11 protein-coding genes, 1 tRNA gene and 2 pseudogenes are annotated in these 14,985 nt (G+C 57.2%); 11 read left to right on the top strand and 3 right to left on the bottom strand.

Annotated features, from left to right (window positions below):
* Positions 1-4: 4 nt before the first annotated feature.
* The 7 genes and pseudogenes from ACORQT_RS16920 to ACORQT_RS16890 all read left to right on the top strand — a co-directional run bounded on the left by ACORQT_RS16920 (position 5) and on the right by ACORQT_RS16890 (position 9,351).
* Complete coding sequence (locus ACORQT_RS16920) at positions 5-757, top strand: phage minor tail protein L (protein ID WP_033639816.1); 753 nt, start codon at positions 5-7, stop codon at positions 755-757.
* A gap of 9 nt (positions 758-766) precedes the next feature.
* Positions 767-1,472 (top strand): annotated as a pseudogene (locus tag ACORQT_RS16915) (C40 family peptidase).
* A 37-nt stretch (positions 1,473-1,509) separates the two neighbouring features.
* Positions 1,510-1,842: a hypothetical protein gene (locus ACORQT_RS16910; RefSeq protein ID WP_127554718.1), complete on the top strand. Its 333-nt coding sequence runs from the start codon at positions 1,510-1,512 to the stop codon at positions 1,840-1,842.
* Positions 1,843-1,962: 120 nt separating this feature from the next.
* Complete coding sequence (locus ACORQT_RS16905) at positions 1,963-2,481, top strand: tail assembly protein (RefSeq protein WP_369795935.1); 519 nt, start codon at positions 1,963-1,965, stop codon at positions 2,479-2,481.
* Between the two features lie 53 nt (positions 2,482-2,534).
* The gene (gene gpJ, locus ACORQT_RS16900) at positions 2,535-6,122 is read left to right on the top strand and encodes a TipJ family phage tail tip protein (RefSeq protein WP_089192041.1); all 3,588 of its coding nucleotides are present in this window, start codon (positions 2,535-2,537) and stop codon (positions 6,120-6,122) included.
* A 50-nt stretch (positions 6,123-6,172) separates the two neighbouring features.
* Positions 6,173-7,333, top strand: a complete 1,161-nt coding sequence (locus ACORQT_RS16895; protein ID WP_108681599.1) for a tail fiber domain-containing protein — start codon at positions 6,173-6,175, stop codon at positions 7,331-7,333.
* Positions 7,330-9,351 (top strand): phage tail fiber protein, encoded by a 2,022-nt coding sequence (locus ACORQT_RS16890; RefSeq protein WP_108681597.1) that lies wholly within the window; start codon positions 7,330-7,332, stop codon positions 9,349-9,351. The genes ACORQT_RS16895 and ACORQT_RS16890 overlap by 4 nt, the downstream gene beginning before the upstream one ends.
* A gap of 157 nt (positions 9,352-9,508) precedes the next feature.
* Here ACORQT_RS16890 and ACORQT_RS16885 read toward each other — a convergent pair whose 3' ends face one another.
* Together ACORQT_RS16885 and ACORQT_RS16880 are read right to left on the bottom strand one after the other, a co-directional pair.
* Positions 9,509-9,751, bottom strand: coding sequence for a DinI family protein (locus tag ACORQT_RS16885; RefSeq protein ID WP_042785072.1), 243 nt, complete (start codon positions 9,749-9,751; stop codon positions 9,509-9,511).
* Positions 9,752-9,928: 177 nt separating this feature from the next.
* Positions 9,929-10,839 (bottom strand): annotated as a pseudogene (locus ACORQT_RS16880) (LysR family transcriptional regulator).
* A 125-nt stretch (positions 10,840-10,964) separates the two neighbouring features.
* On the opposite strand from ACORQT_RS16880, the gene mhbT reads away from it, so the two are divergent.
* Genes mhbT through maiA form a run of 4 tightly spaced genes read left to right on the top strand, consistent with a single transcriptional unit; the run spans position 10,965 to position 14,753 of the window.
* Entirely contained in the window at positions 10,965-12,314 is a 1,350-nt protein-coding gene (mhbT, locus tag ACORQT_RS16875) for a 3-hydroxybenzoate transporter MhbT (protein WP_042785071.1), read from the top strand.
* Between the two features lie 19 nt (positions 12,315-12,333).
* A complete protein-coding gene (gene gtdA, locus ACORQT_RS16870) occupies positions 12,334-13,371 on the top strand; it encodes a gentisate 1,2-dioxygenase (protein ID WP_042785069.1) in 1,038 nt (345 codons plus the stop codon).
* 15 nt (positions 13,372-13,386) lie between these two features.
* Entirely contained in the window at positions 13,387-14,088 is a 702-nt protein-coding gene (locus tag ACORQT_RS16865) for a fumarylacetoacetate hydrolase family protein (RefSeq protein ID WP_164107143.1), read from the top strand.
* A 20-nt stretch (positions 14,089-14,108) separates the two neighbouring features.
* On the top strand, positions 14,109-14,753 hold the full coding sequence (gene maiA / locus ACORQT_RS16860) for a maleylacetoacetate isomerase (protein ID WP_033643826.1): 645 nt from the start codon (positions 14,109-14,111) through the stop codon (positions 14,751-14,753).
* A 138-nt stretch (positions 14,754-14,891) separates the two neighbouring features.
* On the opposite strand, the gene ACORQT_RS16855 is transcribed toward maiA, so the two are convergent.
* Positions 14,892-14,968 (bottom strand) — tRNA-Pro (locus tag ACORQT_RS16855).
* Positions 14,969-14,985 lie beyond the last annotated feature (17 nt).

The following is a 14,985-nucleotide window of genomic DNA, read 5'->3' as shown; positions in this document are numbered from 1 at the left end:
GGAGATGATGCTGAATTCAGATTTGCAAAAGCTGGAGCCGGGCAACCGCATCCGCCTGATTGAGGTGGACGGCACCCGGTTTGGCGCCGATATTCTGCGCTTTCATTGCGATACCCTGCCGTTTACGCCGCAAGAGCTGGCCGCCGCCGGCGGTGATGAAAGCAAACTGCCGGCGAAATCGGTCTGGTGGCAGGGGCTGGAGTACGGCCCGTGGCCGTTTAGCGTTGAAGGGCTGGAGATTTCCGCCGACAGCCAGGGCAACGCGCCCAAGCTGTCGGTCGCCAATATCAACGGCCTGATCAGCGCGCTCTGCCTGCAGTTTGAGGACATGGCGCAGGCTAAGGTGCGGATCCACGACACGCTGGTGCACTACCTTGATGCCCGCAATTTCCCGCAAGGGAACTCTTCGGCCGATCCGCTGCAGGAAAAGCTGCAGGTGTTCTACATCGATCGCAAGGCGACGGAAAGCGACGAAGCGGTGGAGTTCGAACTCTCCAGTCCGGCGGACCTGCGGGGATTGCGCATCCCGACCCGGCAAATCCACAGCCTGTGCACCTGGTGCTCGCGCGGCGGCTATCGCACCGGCAAGGGCTGCGATTACGCCGGTAGCCGTTACTTTGACGACAAGGGCAACCCGGTGGATGACCCGAGCCAGGATCGCTGCGGCGGGCTGTTGAGCGACTGCCAAAAACGCTTTGGCGAGCACGAGCCGCTGCCGTTCGGCGGCTTCCCCGGCGCGGCGTTGATCCGGCAGTAGGGGGCGAGCATGAAAGAAAAAACCGCGGCGGCCATTATGGCCCACGCCAGGGCCGAGTATCCGCGCGAATGTTGCGGTGTGGTGGCGCAAAAGTCCCGCGTGGAGCGCTATTTCCCGTGTCGTAACTTGGCGGACAACCCCACCGAGCAGTTTCATCTGGCGCCGGAAGACTACGTGGCCGCCGCCGAATGGGGCACCATCACCCTCATAGTGCACAGCCACCCGGACGCCACCACGCAGCCGAGTGAACTGGACAAGGCGCAGTGCGACGCGATGGAGTTGCCCTGGGCGATAGCCAGCTGGCCGGAGGGGGGATTTGCGCACCATTTTGCCGCGCGGCGAACTGCCGCTGGTGGGCCGCCAGTTCGTGCTGGGGCATACCGACTGTTGGGGGCTGGTCATGAGCTATTTCCGCCAGGAGCACGGCATAACGCTCCAGGATTACCGCGTTGATTACCCGTGGTGGGAGCAGGGTGAAAACCGCTATCTGGAAAACTGGCATGCCTGTGGCTTTCGCGAGTTCGATGGCCCGCCGCAGCCGGGGGACATGGCGATCATGCAGGTTTCGGCGCCGGTGGCCAACCACGCCGGCATTCTGTTGGCAGATGGCCTGTTGCTGCACCATATGTACGGCATGCTCAGCCAGCGGGTGCCTTACGGTGGGTATTGGAAAGAACGAACGGTGAAGGTGTTGCGCTACAAAGCCCTGATGTGATGCTATCATTCCACTTTTCAGCTTAAGGAAAAGGGTAATGAAGAAGATTTTATTAATTATGGCTCTGTTTATTTCTGGGTGTAATACGGTAAGCAGTTTGAAAGAGAGTACTCCCATTGCTTCGGGGAACTCGAAAAAATCGGAACAGGCGTTCGTCTATTGTGTGATCGCTGAGTGGAATAAGCATTCATATTTGCAACCGATGATCACTCAACCATTACCGGATGGACATTCGCTACAGTTTAACGATCCCTGGCGTGGTCCCGTATTCATCCTTGATGTTGTCAGTAATAGTGAAGGTAGCAGTTATCGCTTATATAGAAGTAAAGAAATAGATTTCTATGAGCAGGCTATCACGCAATGTAAATGACCTGCTTCGGCAGGTTTTTTTTATGGTGGCATTATGTCTTTTATCGATATTCCTCTAAGAACTGTCCGGTTTCATGGTCCGATGATTCAGTTGTTTGGCCGGGAGTTTAAATACCGGGCCATGACTGTTACCAAAGCCATTGATGCAATGAAGAACTTGTTACCCGGCTTCGAGCGCTACATGCTGGAGGCGCACAAACGCGGCCTGACATTTTCTATTTTCGTTGGTAAACGCAATGTCCGGCAGGATGAGCTAGAGCTCACCAAAGGGTCGGAAGATATTCACCTTGTTCCCGTCGTGATTGGGAGCAAGCGAGCTGGGCTGTTTCAAACAATTCTTGGGGCTGCATTAGTGGCTTTGTCCATTTGGAATCCTGCCCTTTTAGGTATGTCGACAGCCGTTGCACAAGGTATTGGTGTTGCTGGCGCTTCCCTTGCCCTCGGCGGTGTCGTCCAAATGCTTTCCCCGCAAATGGGCGGGCTGCGCATGCGGCAAGGCCCGGAAAATAAACCGAGCTATGCCTTTGGCGGGCCGGTCAACACCACGGCGCAGGGCAACCCCGTCGGCGTGCTGTACGGCACGCGTGAAATTGGCGGGGCGATTATCTCCGCAGGTATTTATACCGAAGACCAGCAATAACGACATCCGTTTGAACAGACAGCCGCAATAGCGGCTTTTTTTATGGGCGAAATATGGCACAGAACATGATCCGTGGGCGAAAAGGCGGCGGCGGTGGCGGCCACACGCCGGTAGAATCGCCGGACAGCATTCAGTCGATCGCCAGAGCGAAGATGCTGTTCGCATTAGGCGAAGGGGAATTTGCCGGCGGGCTGGATGGCACAAACATTTTTGTTGACGGTACGCCGGTACTGAACATCGACGGCACGGAAAACTTTCCCGGTTTCCGCTGGGAGTTCCGCCCTGGCTCGCAGGCGCAGGAATATATCCAGGGCATTCCCGCCGTTGAAAATGAGATCTCGGTCGGCAGCGAACTGAAAAGCGGCGCGCCGTGGGTGCGCTCCGTCTCGAACCTGCAACTTTCCGCCGTCCGCCTGCGCCTGGGTTGGCCTATGCTGCAAAAACAGGCGGACAACGGCGACGTCAACGGCTATCGCATCGAGTACGCCATCGACGTGGCGACCGACGGCGGCAGCTACCAGGAGGTGCTAACGGCGGCGATCGACGATAAAACCACCTCGCTGTATGAACGCTCGCACCGCATCAATTTGCCGAAGGCCACCACGGGATGGCAGCTGCGCGTGCGCCGGTTGACGCCTAACGCCAACAGCGCCCGGATCGCCGACCGGATGAACATCGAGGCGCTGACCGAAATCATCGACGCCAAGCTGCGCTACCCGAACACTGCGCTGCTTTACGTGGAGTTTGATTCAAAGCAGTTCCCCAACATCCCGAAGATCAGCTGCAAACCGCGCGGCCGCCTGATCCGCGTGCCGGACAACTACGATCCGCAAACGCGCAGTTATACCGGCCTCTGGAGCGGCGGCTTTAAGTGGGCCTACAGCGATAACCCGGCGTGGGTGTTTTACGACATTATTTTGGCCGAGCGCTTTGGCCTGGGCGATCGCATCGACGCCTCCCAGGTCTCCGAGTCCGAACTGTACCGCATCGCGCAGTATTGCGATCAGCCGGTGCCGGACGGGCGCGGCGGCGAGGGCATGGAGCCGCGCTTCACCTGCAACGTTTATCTGCAGTCGCGGGAAGAGGCCTGGACGGTGCTGAGCGATTTGGCCGGCATTTTCCGCGGTATGACCTATTGGGGACAAAACCAAATGGTCGCCCTGGCGGACATGCCGCGCGATATGGACTTCACCTACACCCGCGCCAACGTGATCGACGGCAAGTTTACCTACTCATCCGCCAGCGAACGCACCCGCTACAGTACGGCGATGGTCAGCTGGTCCGATCCGGGCAACCATTACGCCGATGCGATAGAGGCGGTATTCGACAGCGATCTGGTGCGCCGCTACGACGTGAACCAGACCGAGCTGACGGCTATCGGCTGCACCACGCCGAGCGAAGCGAACCGCCGCGGCCGCTGGGCGCTGTTGACTAACAGCAAGGATCGTACGGTCAGCTTTTCCGTGGGGCTGGACGGCATGATCCCCATGCCGGGGCATATCGTCGGCGTGGCAGACCAGATGCTGGCCGGGCGGGTGATTGGCGGGCGCCTCAGCGGCGTGGACGGCCGTAAACTGACGCTGGACAGGACGCCGGGCGCCAAAGCCGGCGATCGCCTGATCGTCAACCTGCCTTCCGGCCGGGCGCAGGCGCGCACCGTGCAGGCGGTGAATGAACGCGTAGTGACCGTCACCACGGCCTACAGCGAGACGCCGGCGCCGGAAGCGGCCTGGTCCATCGACGCGGACGACCTGGCGGTGCAGCTTTACCGCGTGGTGGGTATCGCCGACAACGGCGACAACACCTATACCGTCAACGCGGCGGAACACGATCCGAACAAGTACGCCCGCATCGATACCGGCGCGCGTATCGACGATCGTCCGATCTCCATCATTCCGCCCGGCGTGCAGGCGCCGCCGAAGAACATCATCATCGACAGCTACTCCTTGGTGAGCCAGGGTATCGCCATTACCACCCTGCGCGCCGCCTGGGGCGCGGTTGAAAATGCCATCGCCTATGAGGCGGAATGGCGCAAAGATAACGGCAACTGGGTGTCGGTGCCGCGCACCTCGGCGCTCGGCTTCGAGGTGCCGGGGATTTACGCCGGTCGTTATCGGGTGCGGGTGCGAGCCATCAACGCCAGTGACGTATCGTCTATTTGGGCGACGTCGATGGAAACCTACCTCAAGGGCAAAGAGGGTAAACCGCCGATGCCGGTTGGCTTCAAGGCATCGCCTTTGCTGTGGGGCATCCAGCTCGACTGGGCGTTCCCTGGCGGCGCTGAAGATACGCTCAAGACCGAAATTCAGTATGCGGACAACGCCGCCGGAAATAACGCGATGCTGCTGGCCGATATCCCGTACCCGCTGCACACCCACGCCATGACAGGGTTGAAGGCGGGGCAGGAGTTCTGGTTCCGCGCGCGGTTGCAAGACCGCACCGGCAATCAGGGCGACTGGACAGGCTGGACCGCTGGGCAGGCGAACGCGGACGCCGGCGATTATCTCGAGAACATCGGCGACGATCTCCTGACCGCGAAAGACGGCGAGCGGCTGGTGGGCGATATCGACACCAACATCGACGCTATCTTGCAGAATGCGCTGGCCAACAACGCGACGGTGGATCACCAATGGGCGCAGTACGGTACGGTGCGCGCCGATATCATGGTGGTGAAAACCACCATCGCGGAGGTCGATCGCGGGCTGGCCGAGATGAAAACCCAGGTGCAGGCGCAGATTGACGACGTGGCGGCGGTGCTGGAAGACAAACTGACGGCGACGGTAGACGCCGACGGCGCCACGGCCATCCATACGTTGAAAGCGGGCGTGCGGGTGAACGGCACCTTCTACAACGCCGGCATGTCGATCGCGGTATTGGCGGAAAACGGCAGGCCGGTTACCACCCGCGTGGGCTTTAACGCCAACCAGTTCGTGCTGATGAGCGGCAACAACAGCAATCAGTATTCGCCGTTTGCCGTGGTGGATGGGCAGGTGTTTATTAGCGACGCGTTTATTCGCAATGGTACTATCGATAGCGCAAAGATCGCACAGCATATCCAGTCTTCTAATTGGGTAAGTGGGCAGCGTGGCTGGGCGATAAATAAAGATGGCGGGGCACAATTCAATAACATTAGCGCCCGTGGAGCGATATATGCCGACACTGGTGAGTTTAAAAATGGCGTGATTGGCAATTGCCGGATCCTTGAGAATTGCTCCATTGAGGGAAAACTTTCCGCCGCGAATATCGAAGGCGCGATCATGGATGGCTCGATGTTAAGCTGGACGGGTTATCATACTAATGCGAGTCGGTTATTACGCTTTGGCGGTAATAATGTTATTCCCGTTCGTGTCTTTGGACAGATTCAAATTAAAAGAAGTGGACGAGGCTATCCTCACGGTTATGGCGGGGTTAGGCAAAACACAACCGGCGGAGGCTATATGCCAGAGGTTTCCGTTAGTTCCAGTTCTAGTAGCGGGCAACCTTCAGTATCCATCGTTTATATCGATACATTAATTGGAAAGTCTTCGACTGCCTTTTGGCAGCTTGCCGCAGGAGAGCTTGACCAAGGACAATCGCACTCAACGACTTTTATTGTGAACATCTTTGCCACTCCGCAATATACAGCCTTTGGGCTGGAGTAACCATCATCTCCGTAACGAGGTTTTTATCAGGCTAATTCAGGAGGATATTTATGCCAGCAGGCACTCTCACCCTAACAAATAATTCCACAATAGTAAAAGGTACCGGAACGGCCTTTAATACCGAGCTGAAAGACGGTGATTTCATCGTGAGCGTGGTCGGCGGCGTAACCTATACGCTGCCGGTTAAAACCGTTGATAATGCTACGCAGGCAACGCTGGTTAAAGCCTATGACGGCTCGACTCAGGTCGGTGTTGCCTGGAATGCTGTACCGCGCGATGCAATGAACGCCATCACTGCCCAGCTGGCTGCCGAGACGGCGAAAGCCCTGCGTGGGTTGAATTCCGATAAAGAGAATTGGCAGCAGGTCTTCAGCGGCAGCGGAAATATTACGGTAACGCTCCCTGATGGCAGCACCTATACCGGTCCAGCCTGGAATAATATTGCAGATTCACTCAATAATAAATTAGACAAGACGATTAGCGCTGCCCAGGAAATTAAAGGTTCACTGTCTTTACAGGGTTCTTTGGTGACAGGGCAAACGGCAAACCTTGACGTGGGGGGATATTCACGCTTCCGTAAGTCAACGACATTTGATGATACCATGATGGGGCGAAATGGGATTCATTTGAACTCTGGTGATACGGGGTCGTCTAATGTCCGTGCTGAAAAGACGTTTACTAGATCTACCGGAACTGTAGATGGCCCGACATTACTATCGGTTATGACAACTGCAGGTGGTGTTGTCACAGCTATGCAAATGTTTTGTCGCCGTGAAATTGGTGTAACTGATTATGGTGCGATTTCATTTAAGGATTATGCCAATGTTTGGCATGAGGTTCGTCTACAGAATAACGGAGACTTTAATAACTTAACTGGAAATTGGGTGACCGGCTCAGATCTTAGAATTAAAACTGAAGTAAAAGAAATTGAAGATCCCATAACACTCATTCGTGGTCTAAAACTCTATACCGGCAAGCGCGATGGCAAGCCCTTTATCGGTGGTATCGCACAAGAAATTGAAAAGAAGCTTCCTCAGGTTGTTGCTGAAGGTGGTTCTTTAGAGTTGCAAAATGGCGAAACCGTTACTCGAGTAAAATCCGTCGATTATTCAACGTTGGGATATGTGGCCTTGGCTGCCTTGAATCAGGCTCTGGATAGAATCGATCGCCAGGATGAATTAATCAAAGAACTCATGGAGAAAGTGCAATGACTTTAATCAGCGGCGTATTAAAAGGGCCTTATGGCGATCCTCGTTCCGGCGTAACCATTACCATGCGCGCAGTCAGAACCTCGTCAACGGTATTGAGCCTGGCTAAATCACAATCGGTGACGGATGACAGCGGTAAATACGCTCTATCCGTGGAGCCGGGCGCTTACGAGGTTATCATCTCTGTCTATGGCGCACAGCCGGAACGGGTGGGGGCTATCGAGGTGTATAGCGATTCCTTGCCCGGCACGCTCAATGATTTCCTGAGCCGGCCAGGGGAAAGCGATATCACGCCGGAGATTGTGCAAACCGTCGATCGTTTGCGTGCAGAGGCGGCCGCCTCCGCAGGCAAGGCTTCTTCCTCCGCTGCGGCGGCGAAAACCAGCGAGCAAAATGCGGCGAAGAGCGCCGCACAGGTGGTGACCGCCTTTGATAATGTGCGGTTCAAGTTCCCGGAAAACAACACCAATATCGCCACTTGGTTCCTGTTGGGGCAGTTTAAAAATGTGGGGCAAAATGGTGTCGGGATCGCGCTCAATTTCTACGGTTCGAACGGCTATAACGGATTTGTTTATAACGCTGGCCTGTCACGCCTGATGCTGAGGACGGGTAATCTTGGCGCCAGCGATACGACCAATAAGGCCAATCGTATCGGCGGCACCTTTCTTAACGATACCGGAACGGCGATCTTGGATATTCAGGTTATTGAATCCAGTCGCGATAATTATGATATCTATGTGAAAGTGAATACTTTCACCATCAACTGCTGGTATACGGTTGAGCAAATCACCTACGCGAACGCGGCCGGCTTGCGCTGGGAGCATAAGGCGGTAAAGCAATCGGTGGAACCGAGCGGGGTGATGAAAATTGATATGCGCACGGGCGTTTCGTTTTCGCAATCCCAGGCGTTACCTGATTATGCTACTGTCGCCCAATCTGCTATCGGTGGTTTTGGTACCGGACCAATTCATACCGAGGATGCATTTGCGAAGGATAATAAATCCTCCATTCAGCGCTACACGGTAGCGACGGCCAATCGGCCGGGCAACGTGTCCGGGGGCATATTAACGCTGCCGGTGGATGGCGGGCCATCTTGCGCGTATTTTGCCACATCGGTTTCGCGGCAGGCTTGGGTGGGGAGTTCATCTACCGCATTGCCTTCGACTATCACCTGGTCGCGATTATTTAGCTCGTCCGATCAACCCACCGTCGCGGATATTGCAAACCTGAAAGATTGGGGCTTGAGTAAAGGTGCTACCGCCGCAAATAAAGGCAACTTCAATGCGCAAATGCAGAGCCGACGGGGTTATGTGAGCACAGATCCCATTGGCAATCCCTTCAAAGATGTCGGCACTCACTTTCTCGATACGCGATCGTGGGCGGTGACGCAGGCGGGAACCGACGACAGTTACCGGACGGTGCAAACCTGTTACGGCTATGGTGTAAGTGCGGCGCAATCGGGGAAAATTGCCGTGCGCAGCTGGAATGGCGCTACGTTTACCCCCTGGGTTTGGATGTGGTCGGAAGCCAACACCACCGTTGACGCCAACGGCTTTATCAAGAAAGCCTCGCCGATCGCCAGATTGTCCGCGGCGCCGCAGCATATGCAAGCGGACTATCTGGACGGCGGCTTTGATTTGGCCGGCTATGTCGCCGTTAATGGCGAAGCGGCCGGGGTGAGCGCGGAACGAATCGCTACCGGACTTTATCAGCTGAATGGATCGCTGGGGTTGGCAAAGGAGGGCTGGACTATCGAAGTGCCGCAGGACGTGAACGGCAACCGCCTGTGCTTTGTGGAAACCGCCACCGATAACGACGGCGTCATTACGGTGAAAATCAGCAAACGTCGTTTTGACATCGATACCGCGACGGTCGTGGCCGGCGAAGCGATGGATATCCCTGAGGGACGCTGGATCGATCTGCGCCTCGCCATGCCGGTGCGTGAAGAGGTGGAAGTGTTGCCGCCGGAGGCGCTGGTGTTAAACGATGACACGCCATCGGAAACCAACGCGGTTTCATAAACTCGAATGGATGCCAGGTAAATAATGCCGGTGCAGTCGGTTTCAGGTATCTGCGCCGGCATCATCGACGCCAGGCTCGGGCAGAGTCACTGCCCGTTCCGCTATGCAGGGTTCCCGCTGAGTGGGAGTTCGCCCCTGCGAATAACGTTCTTTCCCGTCAAATATCAGTGACCAGCCACTGATCCGCTTCTTCGAACATCTCTTCCAACATCCGGTTCAGCTTTTCGCGATCGCTTTTGCTGGCGTCGGAGTTCAGGCCGTTGGCCTGCATCGGTTTCACGCGCACTTCCGCCTCCGGGAACAGCACATGCACGCGTTTTTCCAGCTCGCTGCGAATAATCTCGGCGGCGTTGGGCAGCCCAGCGACGTTGCGTTTGTCGTATACCAATTCTACAAACATGACTCACCTGTAAACACTGATTTAATGTACAGTATTCTGGCCTGAGCCGCTCGGGTTGGCAAGAGGGGGGACGGAATTTTGCATGATGCGATCATTCTTGCTTGCGCGGCGTGCGGTAAAGCCCGCCGCTGAATCCCCGTTCTGCGAGAAAAGGGAGCCGTCGCGTTAAGGCGATTTTTATCTGGCCTGCGTCAGCAGCTGCAAAAAGCGGCTCAGCGCGGCAAAAGGCGGCTCGCTGTTGCGCCAGAAAACACCCACGCTGCCTTTCTGCTCAATCTTCGGCAGGTTCAGGATCGCCAGTTGCCCCTGGCTGGCATAACGCTGCGCCAGCCGTAGTGAAAGAATGGAGATCATGTCGCTGCTTTGCAGCAGGTTGGTGCTGACGTTCATCGATGCCGATTCAACCGTGTTTTCAGGCAGCATCACGCCGTTATCTGCCAACGCATTATCGATGCTGAGGCGGATTGGCGTGCCGGTCGGCCAGACTATCCAGCGCCAGTGGGTGAGATCGTGCCAGGTGAGGGAGGCGGATTTTGCCAGCGGATGGTGAGGGCGGGCAACGAAGCATACCGGTTCGGTGTAGAGCACTTGATAGTTGAGCGGCAGCTGCAGCGCCCGCCCCCCGACGCGGCCCACGACGACATCCACCGCGCCCGCGAGCAGATCGTGCAGCAGTGGGGTCATCACCTTTTCCTCAATATTGAGATGCAGCGTCGGCATTTCCTGCAGCAGGCTCAATATGGCCTGTGAAACGCAGTCGGTCGCCACCGGCGAGCAGCCGATTTTCAGGCTTCCCACCAGCCCGCCTTGCTTAAAGCGGGCGATTTCAGACTGCGAACGCTCCAGATCATTGATCAAACGCTGCGCATGCTGAAGCAGCAATTTCCCCCCTCGGAGGGGCGTAGCCCTTTGCTATGCCGCTCAAAGAGCGTGAGCCCAATCTCATCTTCGAGCTGCGACAACCATTTTGACAGAGCGGGTTGGGAGATGTTCATCATCCGCGCAACGTGGGTCAGATTTCCCTGTTCACCCAATGCCACCAACATTTGCAGATGGTGCAGCTTCAATTTCTGCGCCCAGTTCGCCATTTGTTATAACCCTCCGGTTATGTCTCCGCCCGAAAAGCCATTGTACATTTTATCGCTAAAGATACAAATTCGTAACATACCTAAAACAACACAGACATCTCCCTACCTGCTGCGAGGCGCTCACTATGACTCAACGGCGTGATTTACAAGCACTGATCGACGCAGCCCCTATCGGCAAGACGCAGTGGCGCGTCATTCTCTGCTGCTTTTTGGTGGTGATGCTCGATGGTTTTGACACCGCGGCCATTGGTTTCATCGCGCCCGACATCCGTGCCCAGTGGCAGCTGTCCGCCGGTGAGCTGGCGCCGCTGTTTGGCGCGGGGCTGCTGGGGTTGACGGCGGGCGCGCTGCTTTGCGGTCCGCTCTCTGACCGCTTTGGCCGCAAGCGCGTTATCGAACTCTGCGTGGCGCTGTTTGGCGCGCTGAGCCTGATTTCGGCCTTCTCCCCCGATCTGCAAACGCTGGTCGTTTTGCGTTTTCTCACCGGCCTGGGCCTGGGGGGCGCGATGCCGAACACCATCACGATGACCTCTGAATATCTGCCCGCTCGCCGCCGTGGCGCGCTGGTCACGCTGATGTTCTGCGGTTTCACGCTCGGTTCGGCCCTGGGCGGGATCGTCAGCGCCCAACTGGTGCCGAGGGTGGGGTGGTCCGGCATTTTGGTGCTCGGCGGCGTCTTGCCGTTGATGCTCTTTGCGGCGCTGCTGTTTGCCCTGCCGGAATCCCCGCGCTGGCAGGTTCGCCGCCAACTGCCGCAAAAGGTGATTGCCAAAACGGTCAGCGCCATGACTGGCGAGTGCGATGAAGAAACCCATTTTTATCTGAACGAAGCCGCCACGGCGGCCAAAGGCAGCATCAGCCCGCTGTTCGCCGGCCGCCAGTTGCGCATCACCCTCATGCTCTGGGCGGTTTTTTTCATGAGCATGCTGATCATCTACCTGCTCTCCAGCTGGATGCCGACGCTGCTTAACCACCGCGGTATTGATCTGCGGCATGCCTCCTGGGTAACCGCCGCTTTCCAGATAGGCGGCACGGTGGGCGCGCTGGGGCTGGGCGTGTTGATGGACAAATGCAATCCCTTCCGGGTGTTGGCGGTGAGCTACGCCTTGGGCGCCGTGTGTATCGTCATGATTGGCCTGAGCGAGAACGGCCTGTGGCAAATGGCGCTGGCCATCTTCGGCACCGGCATCGGCATCAGCGGGTCGCAGGTCGGGCTGAATGCTTTGACCGCCACGCTCTATCCGACGCAAAGCCGGGCGACGGGCGTCAGCTGGTCCAATGCCATTGGCCGCTGCGGCGCGATTGTCGGCTCGCTTTCCGGCGGCGTGATGATGGCGATGAATTTCTCATTCGATACGCTATTTTTCATTATTGCCCTTCCGGCGGCGCTCAGTACGGTGATGTTAATGCTGTTGACGGCTGTCGTTCGTCTGTCTGCCCCAGCCCCTGACACGTTGCCTCGCGCAGCGTCGTGAATGAAAAAGGAGAATCCCTATGCCTGAACGCCATCAGGATGTTAACCCCAGCCGCCAGCAGTTTTACCGGCAGATTTCCGGGCAGAACCTGACCCCGTTGTGGGAGTCGCTGCACCATCTGGTACCGTCAACGCCGAATGCAAACTGCGCCCCGGCTTACTGGAACTATCAGGAGATTCGCCCGCACCTGCTGGCCAGCGGCGAGTTGATTGGCACCAAAGAAGCAGTGCGCCGCGTGCTGGTGCTGGAAAACCCGATGTTGCGCGGACAAGCCGCCATCACCCCGACGCTGTACGCCGGATTGCAGTTGATCATGCCGGGCGAAATTGCGCCGAGCCATCGCCATAATCAGTCCGCGTTGCGTTTTATCGTCGAAGGGAAAGGGGCGTTTACCGCCGTTGACGGCGAACGAACGCAAATGCATGAAGGCGACTTCATTTTGACGCCGCAGTGGCGCTGGCACGATCACGGCAATCCCGGCGCTGAGCCGGTGGTATGGCTGGACGGGCTGGATTTGCCGCTGGTGAATCTGCTGGGCTGCGGTTTCGCGGAAGACTATCCGCAAGAACAGCAGCCCGTGACGCGCCGGGAGGGGGACTATTTACCGCGTTATGCGGCCAATATGCTGCCGCTGCGCCATCAGAAAGGCAACTCATCGCCCATTTTCAACTACCGCTACGATCGCAGCCGCGAAACGCTGTACGACCTCACCCGCATGGGGGACGCCGACGAGTGGGACGGCTACAAGATGCGCTACGTCAATCCGGTGACCGGCGGCTATCCCATGCCCTCGATGGGCGCCTTCCTGCAACTGTTGCCGAAAGGCTTTTCCTCACGAAAAGCGCGCACCACGGACAGCACCCTCTACCACGTGGTGGAAGGGCGCGGCCAGGTCAGCATCGGCAACGAAACCCTTCACTTTTCGGCAAAAGATATCTTTGTGGCGCCGACCTGGTTCGACGTGTCGTTTCAGGCGCATGAAGACACCGTGTTATTCAGTTTTTCGGACCGGCCGGTTCAGGAAGCCCTGGGGCTGTTCCGTGAAGCACGTTATTAATTTGGGAGAGACAAAATGACGCAATACGTATTTGCACCGCCAGCCCCCGTGACTGTTCCTGTCGTGGGGAGTGATAAACAGTTCCCCGTGCACCGTGTCTACTGCGTCGGGCGCAACTATGCCGCCCATGCTCGCGAAATGGGCTTTGATCCGGATCGTGAGCCGCCGTTCTTCTTCTGCAAGCCTGCCGATGCGGTGGTGCCGGTGGCGGCCGGCGAAACGCTGGCGCTGCCGTATCCGGCGCAAACGGACAACTATCACTACGAAATCGAACTGGTGGTGGCGATTGGTAAACGGGGGAGCGATATTCCGTTGGAAAACACGCATGAATATATCTGGGGATATGCCACGGGCCTGGATATGACCCGCCGCGATCGGCAGATGGACATGCGTCAAATGGGGCGCCCATGGGAAATCGGTAAGTCGTTCGATCTCTCTGCGCCCATCGCGCCACTGCATAAAGCCGGCGACAGCGCAGACGTCAACCATGCGCCTATCTGGCTGCAGGTCAATGGCAGCGATCGTCAGCGCAGCGACATCCGTCATCTGATCTGGTCGGTGAATGAAACCATCAGCTATCTGTCCGGCTTTTTTGAGCTGCAGCCCGGCGATCTGATTTTTACCGGCACGCCGGAAGGGGTGGGGGCGGTGGTGAAAGGCGATGTGATTACCGGGAATGTAGAGGGGCTTACCCCTATCGCCGTGAAGATTGTCTGAGGCTGATTCTGAGGTGAATGATGAAGCTGTACAGTTTTTTTAATAGCTCTGCGTCCTACCGCGTGCGCATTGCGCTGGCGCTGAAAGGTATCCATTACCAGACGGTGGGCGTCAATATTCGCATCGGGCAGCAGAATGAGCTGGCTTATCGGCGTATGAACCCGGTCGGGCTGGTGCCGACGCTGCTCACGGACGACGGCGAGTCTCTCAGCCAGTCGCTGGCGATTACCGACTGGCTGGATCGCCATTTCCCCCAGTCGCCGCTGTTGCCGACGGCCGATCCGGCGCGCAGCCGGGTACTGGAAATCGTTTATGTCATCGCTTGCGATATTCACCCGGTCAATAACCTACGGGTGTTACGCTACCTGAGTGAAGAGCTGAAGGTGAGTGAGGAAGAGAAAAAACGCTGGTATGCGCACTGGATCCGGCAAGGGCTGAGCGCCGTGGAACAGCTGTTGCTCCAGAGGCCGCCAGGGCCCTTCTGCGTTGGCGACAGCCCGACGTTGGCAGATTGCTGTCTGATCCCTCAGTGGGCGAATGCCCTGCGGATGGGGTGCGATCTGAGCGGGTACCCGCGCTGTAAAGCGATTTACGACGCCTGTACTCAGCTACCGGCGTTCATCGCCGCAGCGCCCGAAAACCAACAAGACAAAATCTCAGCCTGAGCCTGGTAAAGAGAAAGGCCGTCGCGAAAGCGAGGCGCGCAATGATCGTTGGGGGAGGCAGGGGGGCAGCGTCTGCGCTCTCATCCTCTCACGTACAGACGAAAAAAAACCTGCTGTTACAGCAGGTTTTCTTGAATTTGGTCGGCATGAGAGGATTCGAACCTCCGACCCCCGACACCCCATGACGGTGCGCTACCAGGCTGCGCTACATGCCGACGCTATGAAAAATCAT

The sequence above is a fragment of the Serratia sp. (in: enterobacteria) genome, assembly GCF_052400455.1.
Lineage (GTDB): Bacteria > Pseudomonadota > Gammaproteobacteria > Enterobacterales > Enterobacteriaceae > Serratia > Serratia ureilytica.
The sequence above is the reverse complement of the archived record's forward strand: the minus strand, read 5'-3'. Positions and strand labels throughout refer to the sequence as shown.